This is a genomic window from Maricurvus nonylphenolicus (genome assembly GCF_042854845.1).
Classification (GTDB): domain Bacteria; phylum Pseudomonadota; class Gammaproteobacteria; order Pseudomonadales; family Cellvibrionaceae; genus Maricurvus; species Maricurvus nonylphenolicus.
Genome location: NZ_AP031498.1, coordinates 715,801 through 734,018 on the forward strand (window position 1 = coordinate 715,801; position 18,218 = coordinate 734,018).

Genomic DNA, 18,218 nt, shown 5'->3' on the forward strand with positions numbered 1-18,218 from the left:
ACAGCATTCGGGTTCTCACTCTTTATTCGCAAACCCAATTGGCCCCGCATTACGCGGGGCATTTTTTCTGTATGACTTGGGGGAAATTTCAGTAAGGCCACCTGATTCAGGTGTGTCAAACAACGTAAACCGCCGGAAGTCGTTATGTCATTATCAGTCGGTACTGTGCCTTCATCCTCAGCGATGTCGGTCGATGTTGAAAATCATACGCTAGAGGCTGAAGGTCTCAACGCCGAAAACCATAAGCTTAAAAAAGAATTGGGCTGGATTTTTGCTTTTGTAATGCCCCATCGTGCCAGTGTGCTTGGCTTGGCTCTGGTTTCCGTGTTTGCTTCATCTCTTGTGTTGGTACAGCCCTGGTTAACCAAGGAGCTTATCGACAGTGGTCTACTGGCAAAAGACTTTTCTGCGCTCACACACATTGCCATGATGTTATTGGGTGTGGGGTTTATATCTACACTAATATCCGGTTTAACCCGTTACTGGCATACCCTGATTTCTGCCAAGATATTGTTTAGGTTACGGGAGTCGGTATACCGACATTTGCAAACCTTATCCCCGGCTTTTTATGCACGCCAGCGCCTTGGCGATGTGTTGTCTCGCGTTGATGGCGATGTGGCTGAAATACAACGCTTTGCGCTTGATGGCATATTTGCTGCGTTTAGTGGTGTGATCGGGTTAATCGGTTCGGTGGGATTACTGTTCTGGCTGAACTGGCGTTTAGCGCTTATTGCCTTGATATTATTACCTGTGGAATGGCTCTACTTACGCATGATGCGGCCAAGGGTTGAAAAACTCGTTCGTAAGATGCGTGAGCGATCGGCGGATCTGTCTTCATTTTTAGTCGAAACGCTGGGTAGTCTTAAATTTATTCAAACCGTAGCCCGAGAGGAAGAGGAAGCCCGGCGTCTATCTTCATTAAATCGCGGCTATTTACGTAATCTGTTACAGCTGCAGATGACGGAGTTTGCGACTCAGGCTGTACCCAGTACCTTGACATCGGCTTCTCGGGCTTTGGTATTTCTTGTTGGTGGCTATTGGGTTATTGAGGGGCAGATGGCGCTAGGTGCCTTGATAGCATTCTCCACGTATTTAGGCATGGCGGTAGGGCCGGTGCAAACGCTGTTGGGATTGTATTTATCAGTTTCGCGTATGCGTGTCAGCTTGTCTCGTGTGCAAGCGTTAACCCAGGCTACGGCAGATATTAATCGCAATACGCAACGGGAAGTGACTTGTAAGCATTGGCAGGGTCAGTTGGCTTTTGAGGATGTGGTGTTTACTTATCCAGGCTCGCAGCAAACCATATTGCGTGGCGCCAATGTTCAAATTCCTGCGGGCAGTAAAGTAGGTATCCATGGTCCCTCGGGGACAGGCAAAACAACGCTGGTGGATCTTTTGTTACGTCACTATGATCCCCAGCAGGGGCGGATCACGATTGACGGCTATGATCTTCGCGATTGTGTTCTGGCCGATTGGCGTCGCCAGTTGGCTGTTGTTGCGCAGGATATCGTCTTGTTGCGCGGTACCTTGGCAGAGAATATTCGTTACGCCAATCCTGCGGCCAGTGATGAGGCGCTGATGGCCGCTGTTGAGCAGGCACAGTTAACAGAATTGGTCGCAACATTACCTGATGGCATTGATACACCTATCGGTGAGCGAGGCATGAATCTTTCCGGTGGGCAGCGCCAGCGTATTGCATTGGCGCGTGCATTACTGCAAAAGCCTACAGTGCTGATTTTGGACGAGGCCACGTCGGCGGTAGATCTCGCTGCTGAGCGGCAGGTTATGGATGTGATCGACAGACAGTTTGCAGATTGCACACGATTAGTTGTGAGTCATCGTGAAACACCGCTGGATAATGCCGATTGGCTATTAACGATTGAACAGGGGCGTATTGTGATGACGAGTGTGGATGGTGGGGGTTCGTATGATTAACCCTTTGTCATCGCAGGTAACACGAGTGGGTGTGGTAGATTCCGGTTTTGTATCAGAGTTGGGCGTTTATGTAGATAATGCGCGAGCTTTTCAATGGTGCCAGGACAGGGTGTTATCAACTGAGCCTCGAGCTGATCAATTGGGTCATGGCTCGGCGATGTTGAACGTTATTCAGTCCATTGCACCGGAATCACGTTTTTTGGTTGCCCAGGTTTTTCGTGACAAGTGGGCGACAACGCCAGAGCAGGTCGCAGCCGCTCTGGATTGGTTGGTTGAGCAGGGCACTCAAGTGATTAACTTGAGTCTGGGCTTGAGGCAGGATCGACCGGTGGTGCGTCTTGCCTGTGAGCGCGCCATCGCTCGGGGAGTCGTGTTGGTTGCCGCATCACCCGCCCAAGGGGCTGCTGTTTACCCTTCGGCTTATCCCGGTATCATTCGAGCTACCGGTGACGCACGCTGTAGCGTCGATGAGATCTCTTTTCTGGATTCCGCTCAGGCAGACTTTGGGGCCTGTGTTAGGTCACCGGTAGAGGGGGTTGTGGGGGCAAGTGTGGGAACTGCCTATTTAACGGGCCATATAGCGCAGCATCTAGGCAAAGGAGGTAGTGCTAAACTAAAAGATGTCCTTCACTGTCTAGCGCAAAAAGCAGATTATTGGGGCGTGGAAAAACGCGTCGGTTAATACTGAATGTCTTGTATGGTGGAGGGCTAGTTATCATATAGGTGCAGCTATCGTATAGGGGATAAGCGAAGGGTGGAACTCATGGCTTATGGCTCGGCCGTTATAGGGTTTACAAGACTTCTCATCCTGATTATTGCAGGTAGCTTGTGTTTGGCCGCTGCTGCCGTCGATCCTTCTAGGCAAAAACATGTTCTTAAAGTCGCAATTATCGACTGGTGCCCACAGATTTGCCGTAATAAGAATCAGCCTGGTTATATTATTGAGATTGTTAACACCGTCTTTGCCGAAGGCCCCTATCAATTGGCGTTTTATGAATACCCCTGGACCCGCGGTATCATGCAGGTTCGCTCTGGTGAGTTGCATGCTTTATTAGCGCCGACAAAAGATGAGGCGCCAAACCTGTTATTCCCCGAGCGTGAAGTCGGGGTTCAGAAAATGTGTTTTTTTCGCAGGGCTGAAGATCATTGGCAATTTACGGGGACTCACTCTTTGGAAGGGTTAAAAATTGGTATGGTCAATGATGTGTTTATTCGTGAAATTGATCAGTACAAGAATGATAACCGTCACCAATTTCAAATCAGTTCATACTATGACGGCAGTTATATCAAACGCAGTTTAAGAATGCTGACGTCGGGTCGGTTGGATACCTTTATCTTTACCTATCATTCAACACAATTAGAAATTAAAAAAGAGGGCCTTGCTGGGCGTGTTGTGTCCGCAGGGTGTTTCAGTGAAACCAGCTTGTATATGGCGTTTAGCCCATCTCCGGATCTTACCGACGAGGTCAGCTCCATGATGCGGCATTTTGATAAGAGAATAGATGCTATGTGGCGTTCAGGAGAGATGAAGGCGATTTTAAAGCGTTATCAATAGGATATACGGGTAATGTTAGGCAATGCCCTGATCTGATAGCCACGAGGTTAGTGCTTGCAGTCTTGGTCCGTCAAACCCTTTTGCTCGCAAGCGTGAGGCAAGGGTTTCATTATCTACAAGTGGCTGAGTTTGCAGGTCCTTCACAATCGGGGCCAGGGCAATGCCAGCAAGATGCCAAATCCCCAGTGGTTGGTCGGGGGTAATAACGACGTCCTCCAGTTCGATCAAATCCTCTTTTACCACAGGCCGCTCCACCACTGATACCTGTTGAGGTACAACGGGCTCATGCATAGGCTGTTGGTCAGGCCAGGTTTGTCGTTGTTGCCAGAATGCCTGCTCAGGCCAGCGAGTTTCCATTTTATAGAAATCTCTACCCATGCGGGCAAAGCGCATAAAGGCGTGAGTCACACGTTCGCGGTAAAACTGCTGAGCTATGGCTTTACTATGTGGTTTTTGGAGGATGGTATTTATCACAGCAGGCGCAACCAGGGCTGTGGATAACGCCTGAAAAATACCATTGCCAGATAATGGGTCGACCGCAAGCGCTGCATCACCGATACGTATTGATGCGTCGTCAATTGGGTTGTGGGTCAGGATGGCGGTGGAGCTTCGTGCTACCAACTCGCCTCGAGGTGTTGCACCTTGATAGAAAGGCAGTGCCTCTGGAAGTTGTTTAAGGCGCTTGAGAAAGTACTCTTGCAAGCCGGACTTGGACGGAAAGTCTTTGGCATCGGCTGCCACGGTGATTTGGGTGTAGCGGCTGCCATCACTAAACTGTGCCATCCAGGCCCAGCCATCGGTAAAACTGGTGGCCATCGACTGCGCGGTTACAGGATCACCTTGCCAGTGTTGCAACAGGGAAACTGTTTCGGGGCCGCGCATCCGGGGTTGTTTACCTGAAGGAGTACTCCGGCCGCGGGCTTCAACAAAAAAATCACCTTCAAGTTGAATTGGCAGATTGTGGGTATCCTTACCGGAAACAACACATCTCTCTACGTTAACTTCAACCTTATTGACTCTACCGTTGATAACATCGATGCCTGTTTCTTGCAGGGACTGGAGTAATGCCTGATCAAACAGGTCACGGCGAATGAGTCTCTCGGTATTGGCTTCGGAGTTGCTGCCGTTCCAGTTGGCATTACGCCTGGATGGTGCAGCGATGGTTGCAAGGGCCTTATGCAGGCCTGCATTTTGTAATCCCTGCAAGACCCGCTCGGAGATACCTTCACAGGCAGAAAAGGGGCGGGGTAACGCAATGACTGTAACACTATAACCTAATTGAGATAGCTTCAGCGCTGTTACCGTTCCTGCTGGGCCGGCACCGGCAACGATGATGCGTTGTTTCTTCACAGTTACGACTTGACGCCCATATCGCGGGCTTTCTTTTTCCAGCGTTCCTTGGCCAGCTTTTGCATGTCGGCGATGCGATCGCTTTCATCGACAATCTCCATGCCAATCAGGGTTTCAAAAATGTCTTCCAGGGTAATCAGACCTTCGATATCGCCGTACTCGTTAACCACCATCATCATATGGCTGTCGGCGCTGGTGAACTCTTCAAAAGCGTGGAAAATATCGGTGTTTTCAATAATGGCGGGCAGGTCGCGGCAAAAATCGTGCAGGGTTTCATCCTGGCGGCCCTGGGCCTGAGCCAGTAATAAATCACTGCGCAATACAAAGCCGTTAATGTGGTCGGCATTCTTTTTATACACAGGAATCCGCGAAAACGGCGACTGTTTATTCTGCTCGACAAATTCACCCACGGTGGTGCTTTCGGGTAAAGAAAAGACCACGGTACGCGGTGTCATAATATCGTTGACAGTCGCCTTGCTGAGATAAAACAGGTTCTTGAGGATATTGGATTCTTTCTCGGTCAGTTGGCCTTCCTCTTCACCCAGAGATGCCATAGCCGCAAATTCATCGCGGTCAAAACCGGTCAGTGACGGTTCGTCTGATAGCCCCTTGGTTAGCAGCTGGGACATTTTGACAAACGGGTACAGAATCCAGATCAGACCCTTCAGGCAGTAAGCCGTCATGGGGGCAAGCTGGCGCCAGTAGTGTGCGCCCAGGGTCTTGGGGATAATTTCGGAGAACACCAGGATCAAAAACGTCAGAATTGCTGAGGTAATCCCCAGCACATGATCGCCAAATACCTTGGTGGCCTGGGCGCCAACGCCTGCCGCACCTACGGTATGGGCAATGGTATTGAGCGTCAGAATCGCCGCCAGCGGATGATTGATATTATCCTTCAGGGTTTTAAGAATCTTGGCTGAGGGATGGCCTTGCTCTTCCTGAACGCTGACATAAGCGGTGGTAACACTGAGAATTACGGCTTCGGCAATGGAGCATATAAACGATACGCCAATGGCCAAAACCAGGTAAATGGTAAGCAGCACCATGGGGGTTGTAATACCTCTGCAATGATTAGGGTTGCTTGAGGAGTGAGTATCGGCTGTTTGCCGGGGGGTGTAAAGGGGTGGCTATTTCTTGAGCTTATTTCTTGATCTTACTTCTTAATCTTACTTCTTAATATAGTCCCGTGGGGTAACCCCGGTCCAACGCTTAAAGGCCCGGTAAAAGGAGGTCGCCTCGGTAAAGCCGACTTTCTCGGCTACCTGCTCAATACTGAAAGCGCCACGGCTTAAGTAATAGATGGCGGTATCGCGGCGAATATCATCCTTAATGGCCTGGTAGGAGGTGCCTTCCGTGCGTAAGCGGCGGCGTAGGGTCGCTGAAGAGAGTTCCAGCTGTTCGGCCACCCATTCAAGATCCGGGAAGTGGGTTTCCACATCTTTTTTGATCATCAGCCGGATCTTTTCAACCAGGCTGTTCTGATAATCAGGAATCATCATCAGATTCAGCGATGGGATCGATAAAAACTCTTCCAGGGTTTGTTCTGTCTGCGTATTTGGCATTTCCAAATAGCTGGTACTAAATTGCAGACAGTTTTCCGGCTGGTCAAACTGAATCGGTGCTTTAAACAGTAGATTGTACTCGTTGGCGTGAGCGGGCCGGGCATGGGTAAAGCTGACAGAGTGCAACTTCAGGTTTTGACCGATGATCCAGCTCGACAGGCGATGAATAATCGCCAGCATGGAAATCGGCATCACATTGTTGGGATCGGATGCGCCGCCTTGGTGGCTAAGCGCATAGTGTGCTATTTCATCCTCCACCGTTAGTTTTAGTTGCAAGCTATCGGTGACAATGTGATAGAAGTCCAAACCCCGTTGTAGAAACTGTCCCAGGGTTGGGCAGTGAATACACGCATAACCCATCATGGCAAAGGTGCCGGGTCGCATGGGCGAACCTAAAAAGCCATGGGTTTCATCCTGCAGGGTGTCAATAATTTCCCGCGAGAGTTGGGAGTAGCTTTCTGCGGGAACACGGGATTTATCGGCGGCTAAAATCTCGGGGGCAATGTTGGCTTTTTCCAATAGCGTTGCCAAGTCACAGCCATTACGTAGTGCCGAGTCAAGCATGGCTTTAACATAGATGACCGGGACCGTATTGATTTCCATACTCGTAACGCCAGAACAAGCCAGTTGCAGAAGACTTCAAGTAGACAGTACGCGAGGGGTGTCTGTCAATTCTCGGCCTGCTAGTGGCTACTAGAGATTGGCATTGACTCCCGATAGCTCAATGGATTTATTCCACAGCGCTAATGCCGTTGGTTTGTCGTTGGCGATGGAATTGAGCTGATAAGTTTTTGCCGGTCCTGCGGTTTGTTTGCGCTTGCCGGGGCCGCACAGTTCGCCTCCTGTAAGTTCGGGGGCTGTAGCGGCCTGTAGGGTTGGCCAGGCACCTTGCAGAGGTGTATTGCAGAGCAGTCTCACCAATGGTGTAAAAAAGCGAAACAGTCCTGACATATGGCGGGATAGTTTGGTATCGGCAATGCCCGGGTGGCAGGCAATGGATATCACCTTCGAGCCCTTATTTTGTAAGCGCCGTTGTAGCTCAAAGGAAAAGAGCAAATTTGCCAGTTTGCTTTGGCTGTAGCGTGCATTGGTGTCATAACCCTGTTCAGCATTAATATCATCGAAATGGATACGGCCATAACGTGCCGCCAGGCTGGTAGTGTTAACAATGCGCGAGCCCGGTGTGGCCTCCAATTTATCCAATAATAAACAGGTAAGTGTAAACGGGCCTATATGGTTAACACCCAACTGACTCTCAATCCCCTGGGCGGTATATTCCAGAGGCGGTACCATAATGCCAGCATTGTTAATCAGGACATCGAGTCGTGTTTCCTGATTGACGATAGCGGCTGCCTGCTTAACCGATTCCAGATCGGATAAATCTAGCGGCACAATATCAAGGTCGGCGTTGGGATTGGACTCTCGGATACTGGCAATGGCGGCTTGCGCTTTTTGCGGATTGCGACAGCCAATCAGTACGCGGGCATTGCGGCCCGCAAGTACTTTTGCTGCTTCAAATCCAATCCCGGTGTTGGCGCCTGTGATAAAGAAAACCTTGCCGGTTTGATCGGGAACGTCATGATGGGTAAATCCAGACATAAAAACCTCGGTGAATCTAATGGTCAGAGACGTTCCATTAATCGGCCCACAGCACGCGGTCGCCGGTGGTGGACCAGTTTTCAAACTGTTCTTTGTAGGCGGACTCAATCTGCGGGCGTTTGATTTTTAATGTCGGGGTCATAAAGTTATTTTCTACTGTCCACAAATCCTTAAACAGAACCAGTGAGCTGATATTTTCATGTTGATCCAATTGGTTGTTGGTATCCTGAATCAGATTTTCAAGTGCCTGGCTCAGCTCCTCTCGAAAAGAAGGATCATTGCTGGCAGCCTTAACCGCCTGCTCAGACAGTGTTGCCAGCGCAATGGGTTGTGGTAGGTCAGCACCAGTCACACAGATTTGCTCCAGATAGGTATTGCGCAACAGTAAATCTTCAATGGGAGCCGGGGCTACGTATTTACCTTTACTGGTTTTGAAAATTTCTTTGATACGGCCTGTGATTTTCAGGCGTCCCTGGGCATCGATGTCACCTTTGTCGCCGGTTTTTAAATATCCTTCTTCATCAAAGGCTTCGGCGGTTAACTCTGGCTCCAGGTAGTAACCCATCATATTGGTGGGTGACTTGATACGAATTTCACCGTTACTGGCAATCTTGCAGGTTACATGGGGGTTAGTTGTACCCACATAGCCAATTTTAGATTCTCCCAGTTGCGTGGTGTGGGAATAGGCAAAGTTTTCACTCATGGCATAACCTTCCAGAATGGGGACGCCAATGGAGTGATACCAGCTAAGCAATGAGGTGGATAATGGTGCTGCACCACTCAGGCCAATACGCACTTTATTCATGCCCAGGGCTTTGGTGAGCTTGCGACGAATATAGCCACCTACCACAGGTATTTTCAATAAGTGGTTGAGTTTCTTCTCGGGAACCTGTTCAAACACGCGTTGCTGTAATTTAACCCAGATACGCGGTACGGCAAAAAACAGCGTCGGTTCTGCGCGGCGAAGATCATCGGCAAAGGTTTCCAGTGAGTTAGAGAAGTAAACGGTAAATTCCTGGTAAATCTGATTAATCTCTACCGCGGCGCGCTCGGCCACATGAGCCAGCGGCAAATATGACAGCATGCGATCTTTGGCGTTGGCATCGTAAAGCTGGCCGGTCAGTACACCGACGGTTGCCAGGGTGGCAAAGGAATGCATAACCCCTTTGGGCATACCGGTAGTGCCGGAGGTGTAAATAATCGTAGCCAAGTCTTCACGTTTACGGATCGGACTTTCCTGCATAGGTTCGGTGCGAAGAATAATATCATTCCACTTATCATCAACCTTGGCGGCAGTAATGGGCAGGCTAATTTGTTTAACAGATTCTGGTACACCGGTCGACATATGTTCCCAGTTATCCAGCTTGCCAACAAACAGCACTTTGCTATCACTGTGCTCCAATATTTGACGGATACTGTTTGGTGACAATATAGGGTAGAGGGGGACGGAGATATGGCCAGCCATCCAGATGGCAAAGTCCGCCATAATCCAGTGGGCGCAGTTGCTGGACATAATAGCGATGCGACTACCCGGTTCCAGGTTTAGGGATTTCAGGTAGGCGGCCATGGACCTAACCTGTTGACATTGTTCTGCCCAGGTTAAGGTTTCAACGCGGCCATTCGGGTAGGGCTGAACAAAGCAGGGAACCGAGGCCAGGCGTTTTTCATTCTCGTAGAACTTTTCCAGCGGTGTGGGAAATCGTTCTGATATCTGTGATTGACTCTGTTGTGTGCTCATCGCTGTCTCGTTATTGGTTATCTTGTAGTTTATAGATTATGTAGTTACGGGATGCCATAAAGAGCCCCCCTAATTTTTATCTACCCATCGCCTTTGCCCGCGCAGCCTGCTGGCTGGCCATCTGCATTTGCTGCAAAATTTTGTCGATGGTAAAGCTGGCTGAGGGTTGTCGTGGCGGGAATTGTCTAAACGTCATTAACCACTTGCCCACCAGCTCCTGTGTCGGCACAAACAGCCACAGATTGTCAGCCATAAAGCGTGTGTACATTTGCGAATCCATGGAGGTCTCAAATGGGTCGGTACGCAAATTCATGGCGATGGGGAAATTCAGACGTTCAACTTGTCCGCCCCAACCGTTGGGCATAATGGAAAAGTGGATTTTCCAGTCACGCCAACGAATCGCATTAAGACTGGCGTTGTCGTCAAAGAAAAACACTTCCTGACGTTTGTGCGGACCTTTGCCGGTTAAGCGGTCAGTTTGATCGTAACCATCAAGATGTACTTTGAAGTGCTTATCGCCCGCTTGGTAACCTTGCTTTAGTTTACCTGCAATATTGGGAACGCCGGCCGCCGTCATAAAGGTGGGTAGCCAATCCATATGGTGAGTTACATCATTGATGACAGTGCCGGGTTTAACAACGCCGGGCCAACGAACCATAGCGGGCGCGCGGAAACCGCCTTCCCAGGTGGTACCTTTTTCACCTTTAAAGGGTTCCATGCCGCCGTCGGGGTAGGTGTTGGTTTGTGAGCCGTTGTCGGTGGAGTAAACCACGATGGTGTTTTCATCAATGCCCAGCTCTTTCAATTTATCCAGCAGCTGGCCCACATGAAAATCGTGCTCCATCATACCGTCGGCATACAAACCGTAACCGGAGCTGCCACGCCATTTTTTCGCCAGGCGCGTCCATACGTGCATACGTGTCGAGTTAAACCATAAAAAGAAAGGTTTGTCGGCCTTGTGTGACTTTTCCATAAAGTTCATGGCGGCATCGGCAAATTCCTGGTCGGCGGTCTCCATACGCTTGCGGGTTAGCGGGCCGGTATCTTCAATGCGACCATCGGCGTAGGAGCGAATTACACCACGAGGCCCATAGCGCTTATGGAAGGCGGGATCTTTCGGGTAAAAATACGTTTCTGGCTCTTCCTCGGCGTTAAGGTGATAAAGGTTGCCAAAGAATTCGTCAAAGCCATGATTACTGGGCAGAAACTCGTCCTTGTCACCCAGATGGTTTTTACCGAACTGACCGGTGGCATAACCTAAAGGTTTTAGCAACTCGGCAATGGTGGGGTCTTCAGGGCTCAAGCCTTTGTCAGAACCGGGCATACCCACTTTTAACAAGCCGGTGCGAAATGGGTGTTGGCCGGTAATAAAAGAAGAGCGGCCGGCGGTGCAGCTTTGCTCGGCATAGTAATCGGTGTACAGAGCACCTTCCTGAGCGATGCGATCAATATTGGGGGTACGGTTACCCAGCATGCCGCGGTGATAGGCGCTGATATTGTACATACCAATATCATCTCCCCAGATAACCAGAATATTCGGTTTGTCGGTTTTAGCTGCCAGTGCCATTTGGCTGCAGATTAGCACGCTGGCCAATACCAGTAGCTTGGTTCGCAGACTATGCAGGTATCTTCTCATTATTTACCCCTCTCTCAATACATCATTACAGCTATCGTTTTCTCACTCTGGCTATCAATGTACTGTGCGTGCCTCACGGTTACACTGGCGCCAGTGAGCAGGTTTTCTAACCCTGTAAGACATGTGAAGAAGGGCTATAGATTCTGCGCCCTGAAGTCATGGTGATTGAGAGTGCCGCTGACTACTATTGCTCAAGTGTAAAGAATTATTAATGCCTGTATTGCAGGTTAGCTGGAGTATTGTCTATGGGAGCTCTTATTACGTTTGAGCGTGAAGGTCGTATTTGTACACTGACCTTAAATCGACCTGAGGTATTAAATGCCTTAAACCACGATGTGTTTGCTGAATTACGCCAGGCCATTGAGTCGATTAAAGAAGCGGGAGACGATATTGGCTGTGTGATTTTATGTGGTGCCGGTAAAGCCTTCTCTGCGGGTCATGACCTTAATGATATTGCTGGTGGGGAAGAGCTGGAGCATGCAGATTTTGAAGCTTCAACGCTTGAAGCTTTGGCCAGTTTACCCATGCCGGTAATAGCCCGGGTACACGGCTATTGTTTTACCGGTGCCTTGGAATTGGCGTTGGCAGCAGATTTAATTTTTATCGATGATCGTACCAAGCTAGCTGATACTCACAGTAAGTGGGGACTGACTCCGGTGTGGGGTATGACTCAGCGTTTACCGCGTCGCGTTGGTTTGGCCAAGGCTAAGGATATGATGTTCAGTAGTCGCACTATTGAAGCGGTTGAAGCTTTGGAAATAGGACTGGCTGACCGGGTGTTCACCGCTGAATCTTTGGTAGAGGAAACTCGTGCTTACGCTGAGTTGGTGACGGAAAACTCGGCGGAGAGTCATCGGGTTTGTAAGCAGATTCTGGAAAACAGCGATGGCTTGCGGATTCATGAAGGGTTGGATCTTGAGTATACGGTGAGTCCTGGTGCTTGTGCCGATATGGAGGAACGAGTAGCGCGTTTTACGGCTAAATCTAAAAAGAAAACTGCCTGAATTAGTTTTGTGCTGCGACGCCGGTTTACCCAAGGGGGAGAGCCCCTATTCCCGGCTGCAAGACTTGTACTGGGGCGGTCGCACTTGCGGAACTCGCTGTAAAACGCTCAAACAGTCCTCGTAAACGCTCCTCGCCCCAGTACAAGTCTTAAGCGCAGCCTGACTGGTCATAGGAGCTCTCCCCCTTGGGTAAACCTACCTTCTGCAACATTAATTTCTTTTGGGCGTTGCACATAGTGAGGAGGCAGGCCGGTGGAGCTGATCGGAGCAATCAGCCCATTGCTTAAGCGGCCGGAAAAAGTCAGGGTAGTCGCGGAGGTTGTTTGAGCGTTTTTTGCGACTCTTGTAAAGACAAGGCGTAGCGCTGACTTTTTCCGGCCGCTTATGGGCGCGAAGAGCAGCTGTACCGGATGCCTCCGGATTAAAAACCAAAACTCTATTCCTAGCCAATGTTCACAATTAACAGTAATTGTGATCGCCACAGGCATTATCTCTCCCCGTATATCGCTCTACAGTAGAAGCTACTTTTGTTCTAACCCTTAAGAGCCTCTGAGGAATCTACTGTGCGAGTGATGCAATCTGCGCTCAACCGAGCAACAACCGGTGTGCTGTCTGTTATTCAGCGTTTTCTGGTTTTACCTAATCAAATTACTTTTTCTGGTGCGGGTAGTACCCAGCAGTTATGTGATCATATTCACCGCTTGGGGCATAAAAAGGTTTTGTTAATCACCGACAAGATCCTGGTTGATCTGGGGTTGGCTAATCGTGTTGTTGAAGGTATGGCTGGTCATGGTGGTGAGGTTGTTATCTATGATGGTGTCTTGCCTGATCCCACGGTAGCTATGGTGAATGATGGCTTGGCACTGGTTAAGCAACATGGTTGCGATGCGATTGTGGCGATGGGTGGCGGTTCATCTATCGATACGGCTAAAGGTGTGGCTTCAGCAGCCACCAATGGTGGTATTGAAAAGCTGATTGGCATTTTGAAAGTAAAACAAGACGCTTTACCACTTTTTGCGATTCCTACCACATCGGGTACGGGTTCTGAGGTCAGTATTGCCGCGGTTATTTCCGATCCTGAAACCCATCAAAAAGGCGTGATGGCTGATCCAAAGATTGTGCCGCAGGCTGTAGCGCTTGATGCTGAGTTATTAACGGGTATGCCACCTTCGGTTACTGCGTCAACGGGGATGGATGCATTATCCCATGCGATCGAAACCTATATCGGTCGCTGGTCAAATAATCAGGTTAAAAGCCTTTCAGGAACAGCGATTAAATTAATTTTTGATTACCTGCCCAAGGCCTGTGAAAACGGCAGTGATATGCAGGCGCGTGAATCCCTGGCGTTGGCATCTTACTACGCCGGTTTGTCATTGAATGATGGCGGTGTGGGTAATGTGCATGCCTTTGCTCACCAAATTGGTGGCCAATACAAAATTCCCCATGGTGTGGCGATTTCGGCGGTTATGCCGCAGGTATTGCAGTTAAGTCTTAAGCAGGCTGGTGCCAAGCTGGCCGAGTTGGCTGATCTGATTGGGGTTGCTTCAGCGGGTGATTCGGAACAGGTAAAAGCTGAAGAATTTATTGCCGCTCTGCGTAACTTGCAGCAAGAAATTGGTATGCCGATGACTTTTAGTCAGATTCAAACGCAGGATATTCGTGGTTTGGTCAAGGAGGCATTAAAAGAGGCTGTGTTGTATCCGGTGCCCTATTTTATGAGTTATCGCGAAGGTGAACAGTTAATCCGGCAATTGCAGGAAACGTGAGTTTCCATGGAATGAAACAAGTGTTTTAGCCAGGTGAGCACTGCTGGTAGTCAATATGCGCTCCTCGGTCACTGGCAGCTTGGGCCCACTCGCTCATGATGGAGCGCATAAATAAAAGAAAGTTTTAGATGTAAGAGAGAGGTAAGGCTCCATGAGTATTTTAAACGCCAGTTGGATGGACGATGAGTTGCGTATTCTGCACGACGCTGCCTACGGGTTTACCAAGTCCGAGTTTGATCCCAAGCGTGAAGAGTGGGAAAAGAACGGTTTGTGTGATCGTGACGCCTGGCGTCAAGCTGGGCAGGCGGGGTTGTTGTGCGCGAGTATTCCTGAAGAGTACGGCGGTGCTGGCGGTAACTATTTTCATGAGGCCGTTATTCTCGATGCCATGATGCGTGGCGGTGCGGCTGCTTCTGTTGGTGGCGGTAACACCGTGCATAGTCAGATTGTGGCGCACTACATTTTGAACTGTGGCCGTGAAGAACAAAAGCGTGACTGGTTACCGCTGATGGCGACCGGGGAGCTGGTTGGTGCGGTCGCAATGACCGAGCCTGGTGCCGGTTCTGATCTGCAGGGAATCAAAACCACCGCCAAGAAAGAGGGTAATGATTACATCATCAATGGCGCCAAAACCTTTATCAGTAATGGGCAGCATGCTGAACTGATTGTGCTGGTCTGTAAAACCGATTCCTCCAAAGGTGCCGAAGGCGTATCGCTGATTGTTGTGGATTCTACGCAGGTAGAGTCCGGGTTTCAGCGCGGTCGTAATCTTGAAAAAATTGGTTTGAAAGAAGCGGATACCTCGGAGCTGTTTTTCGATAACGTGCGTGTACCTCAGGCTAACTTGCTGGGTAATGAAGAAGGCCAGGGTTTTTACCAGCTGATGCAAAACCTGCCGCAAGAGCGTTTAAGTATTGCCTGTACTGCTGCCACCGTTGCTGAGATGGCCATCGAAGAAACTGTTGCTTATGTAAAGGAACGTGAGGCTTTCGGTAAGTCGGTGATGTCGTTCCAGAATACCCGCTTCAAGTTGGCGGAATGTAAAACCGAAGCTACCATTATGCGTTCGTTTGTCAATGAGTGTATCGCCGAGCAGGTGCGCAGTGAGTTGACCGCAGAGAAAGTCTCCATGGCCAAGTGGTGGAGTACTCAGAAACAGTGCGAAATCGTCGATGAATGCCTGCAGTTGCACGGTGGTTACGGTTATATGTGGGAATATCCTATTGCCCGCTTTTATGCCGACAGCCGGGTGCAGAAAATCTACGGTGGCACTAACGAGATTATGAAAGAGCTAATCTCTCGATCCTTGTAATTCCTATTGCTAATTCTTATTGCGTCGGTTTGCCAGTTGCCGGCACAAGTTGTGTGCGCTATCTAACTGGCCCATCCCGCATGGGTTAATGCGGAGCATTAAAAATAGATATAAATAATAGAGATAACAATAAATCCAGGAGAGTGCGATGGATATTAAAAAGCAGCTACCTCTAGCGGTGGCGATCGCGAGCCTGTCTTTTCAGGCCAGTGTGACTACCGCTGAAACTTTCGAGTTAGAAGAAATTATTGTTACGGCACAAAAACGTGCGCAGAGCCTGCAGGATGTACCCCTGTCAGTAAATGCTGTCAGTGGTGAAATGATTTCTGATCTTAATATGACCGGGCTGGACGATATGGCCAGCTATGTTCCTAACCTGACGATTAACCAGGGTACCACGTCTACCAATATTTATATTCGTGGTTTTGGTTCCGGTGCCAATGCGGGTTTTGAACAGTCCGTAGGTATGTATATTGATGGCGTTTACGGCGGCCGTGACCGTCAGTTCCGTGCGCCGTTTTTGGATTTGGAACGCGTAGAAGTACTGCGTGGCCCACAGGGGATTCTGTTTGGTAAAAATACCATTGCCGGTGCCATCAATATTTCTACCGCCAAGCCAACCGATGAGTTTGAAGCCAGCGTTAAGGCCGAGATTGAGCCGCGCTATGATCAGCATAAAATCTCTGGCGTGGTTTCCGGTGGTTTGACCGATACCCTGTTTGGTCGTTTGGCGGTAAGTCAGGCACAAACCGGCGGTTACTTTGATAACACCTTAACCGGTGATGACGGCCCTGAAAACGAAGAGCAGGTTGTGCGCGGTACCTTGGTTTGGGATTTGAATGACGATACTCAGGTTACCTTGAAGGCCGAAGTGGGAAGCTTTGACGTTGATGGCAATCAGACCCGCATCACCCAAACCCAGGCTTTACCAGAAGTCATGGTAAACCCTGGTGCGCTGGCAGCGTTGAATGGTGCGTTGGCGGGGCCATTATTGTTCCCGAATAATGCGGGTCTGGCAGCTTTACGTGATGCGGCAAATGCCAATGGTGGATTCCTGGCGCCAACCTCGACCGGTGATTATGCTGATTTAATGGCGCTGAGTGATCCTGCGTTCAGTACCGACGAATACAAGCAATCTATGGATCAGGATAAGTCCAAGACTGATACTGAGAACCTGGTATTAACCATTGAACATGATTGGGGTGAATATACCCTGACGTCGATCACCGGTTATTCCGCCTATGATGCTTCTGATCGCCAGGATGTGGATTTCTCTCCACTCGATTATTTGGCTCGTAATGCTGAGCAAGACTTTGAGCAGTTCAGTCAGGAATTCCGTATCACCTCGCCCATCGGCGAAAAGTTTGATTATATTGCCGGTTTCTATTTCCAAACTAATGAATTGGAAACCAGCGATCAGCAGGATATTAATATTTCCAGTATTGCGGGTTACCGCCAGGATCTGGATATTGCCTTGTCAGCCGCGCTTGCGGGTGAAGGCCTGTTTGCTGGCGCTGTGAATTTCCCTCCAGTAATTCCAACGCTCCACACTTTGGCGACCTTACCGGATATTGGCACAACTCGTACATTTGATCAGGAGTCTGATACCTACGCCGTCTTCGGTCAATTAACCTGGCACGTAACCGATGACGTTGATGCAACATTTGGTTTGCGTTACTCCCTGGAAGAAAAAGAATCTGAGCGTAAGGTTGTGATTCGCGATCGTGATACCGGCGGTGCCATGGCCGTAACCGATCCGGATTACATTCTGAATGCAACCATGTTGGCGCTATCTACCGGTGCAGATCCTCATACCATTAAAGATGACCTGCGTGAAGAGCAGTGGACACCATCTGTTAACATCAGCTGGAATCTGAGTGAAGATGTCATGCTGTATACCAGTGCCTCGATTGGTTACAAGGGTGGCGGCTTCAACGAATCCGGTATGGATGATCCCAACAACGGCGGTAATCCTTTCGGTTTCGACCAGGAAAAAGCAACCTCCTACGAGATCGGTGGTAAAACCACACTGTTGGATGGTGCGGCACGCCTGAACTTTGCTTACTTCTATACGGAGTTTGAAGACTTGCAAGTAAGTACCTTTACCCAGAACGGTTTTACCGTGGGTAATGCGGGTACAGCAACGTCTCAAGGTCTGGAAGTGGACGGTATGTGGCGCTTAAACGAAAGCCTGACGCTATCCGGTTCAGCAGCTTACCTAAACGCTCGTTACGACGAGTTTGAGGGAGCGCCTTGTACTGTGGAGCAGGATTCCGCAACGCAAAACTGTTCACAGGACCTCGGTGGTCGTGAGTTAATCTTCTCACCCGAATGGTCAGCGAGCCTGGCGTTGGATCATGTTCAGCCATTGGTTAATGATCTGGAGTTACGTTCGCGTGTTGATATGAACTTTACCGACAATCAATACCTGACCAATGATCTTGATCCTAACGCCGAGGAATCTGCCAATACGATTTACAACCTGCGTTTAGGTGTTGGTCCGGCCACTGGTGAGTGGGAAGTCGCCCTGGTGGCGAAAAACCTGACGGATAAAGAAGTGCGCAATTTTGCGGCAGATACTCCGGGAATGACCGGTTCTTATATCGGCTTCTTTAATGCGCCAAGAACGATCTCTCTGACGGGTATGCTCTCTTTCTAAGCCTACAACCCGTTTTTTGTGGCCCCTTTTTAGGGGCCTTTTTTGTATCTGGGGTTTTGTAGTTTTTAATCCGGTGTCAGTCGGGTGAAGCTGCTCTTCGCG

The 18,218-nt window shown here is 49.5% G+C and carries 13 protein-coding genes; 7 read left to right on the plus strand and 6 right to left on the minus strand.

Annotated elements, in window-relative coordinates:
- The first annotated feature begins 144 nt into the window (after positions 1-144).
- From ACGHZ6_RS03090 to ACGHZ6_RS03100, 3 genes are all read left to right on the plus strand, one after another.
- Entirely contained in the window at positions 145-1,935 is a 1,791-nt protein-coding gene (locus ACGHZ6_RS03090; protein ID WP_390617325.1) for an ABC transporter ATP-binding protein, read from the plus strand.
- A complete protein-coding gene (locus ACGHZ6_RS03095) occupies positions 1,928-2,617 on the plus strand; it encodes a S8 family serine peptidase (protein ID WP_390617326.1) in 690 nt (229 codons plus the stop codon). The genes ACGHZ6_RS03090 and ACGHZ6_RS03095 overlap by 8 nt, the downstream gene beginning before the upstream one ends.
- Before the next feature lie 81 nt (positions 2,618-2,698).
- The gene (locus ACGHZ6_RS03100; RefSeq protein WP_390617327.1) at positions 2,699-3,490 is read left to right on the plus strand and encodes a substrate-binding periplasmic protein; all 792 of its coding nucleotides are present in this window, start codon (positions 2,699-2,701) and stop codon (positions 3,488-3,490) included.
- Between the two features lie 15 nt (positions 3,491-3,505).
- Here the strand turns inward: ACGHZ6_RS03100 and ACGHZ6_RS03105 are convergent, their stop codons facing one another.
- From ACGHZ6_RS03105 to ACGHZ6_RS03130, 6 genes are all read right to left on the minus strand, one after another.
- Positions 3,506-4,840 carry an NAD(P)/FAD-dependent oxidoreductase gene (locus ACGHZ6_RS03105; protein ID WP_390617328.1) on the minus strand — a complete coding sequence of 445 codons (1,335 nt, stop codon included), beginning with the start codon at positions 4,838-4,840 and terminating at the stop codon, positions 3,506-3,508.
- 2 nt (positions 4,841-4,842) lie between these two features.
- Entirely contained in the window at positions 4,843-5,886 is a 1,044-nt protein-coding gene (locus ACGHZ6_RS03110; RefSeq protein WP_390617329.1) for a hemolysin family protein, read from the minus strand.
- Between the two features lie 120 nt (positions 5,887-6,006).
- Complete coding sequence (locus ACGHZ6_RS03115) at positions 6,007-7,005, minus strand: AraC family transcriptional regulator (protein ID WP_390617330.1); 999 nt, start codon at positions 7,003-7,005, stop codon at positions 6,007-6,009.
- Positions 7,006-7,095: 90 nt separating this feature from the next.
- A complete protein-coding gene (locus ACGHZ6_RS03120; protein WP_390617332.1) occupies positions 7,096-8,001 on the minus strand; it encodes an oxidoreductase in 906 nt (301 codons plus the stop codon).
- Between the two features lie 37 nt (positions 8,002-8,038).
- On the minus strand, positions 8,039-9,739 hold the full coding sequence (locus tag ACGHZ6_RS03125) for an AMP-binding protein (RefSeq protein WP_390617333.1): 1,701 nt from the start codon (positions 9,737-9,739) through the stop codon (positions 8,039-8,041).
- Between the two features lie 76 nt (positions 9,740-9,815).
- Positions 9,816-11,375, minus strand: a complete 1,560-nt coding sequence (locus ACGHZ6_RS03130; protein ID WP_390617334.1) for an arylsulfatase — start codon at positions 11,373-11,375, stop codon at positions 9,816-9,818.
- Positions 11,376-11,620: 245 nt separating this feature from the next.
- Between ACGHZ6_RS03130 and ACGHZ6_RS03135 the strand changes: the two genes are divergently transcribed.
- The 4 genes from ACGHZ6_RS03135 (at position 11,621) to ACGHZ6_RS03150 (ending at position 18,116) form a co-directional block, all read left to right on the plus strand.
- Positions 11,621-12,379 carry an enoyl-CoA hydratase/isomerase family protein gene (locus ACGHZ6_RS03135; protein WP_390617335.1) on the plus strand — a complete coding sequence of 253 codons (759 nt, stop codon included), beginning with the start codon at positions 11,621-11,623 and terminating at the stop codon, positions 12,377-12,379.
- A 572-nt stretch (positions 12,380-12,951) separates the two neighbouring features.
- Positions 12,952-14,145 (plus strand): iron-containing alcohol dehydrogenase, encoded by a 1,194-nt coding sequence (locus ACGHZ6_RS03140; RefSeq protein WP_390619143.1) that lies wholly within the window; start codon positions 12,952-12,954, stop codon positions 14,143-14,145.
- A 151-nt stretch (positions 14,146-14,296) separates the two neighbouring features.
- The gene (locus tag ACGHZ6_RS03145) at positions 14,297-15,457 is read left to right on the plus strand and encodes an acyl-CoA dehydrogenase family protein (protein WP_390617336.1); all 1,161 of its coding nucleotides are present in this window, start codon (positions 14,297-14,299) and stop codon (positions 15,455-15,457) included.
- A gap of 148 nt (positions 15,458-15,605) precedes the next feature.
- Positions 15,606-18,116: a TonB-dependent receptor gene (locus tag ACGHZ6_RS03150; protein ID WP_390617337.1), complete on the plus strand. Its 2,511-nt coding sequence runs from the start codon at positions 15,606-15,608 to the stop codon at positions 18,114-18,116.
- The last annotated feature ends 102 nt before the right edge of the window (positions 18,117-18,218 follow it).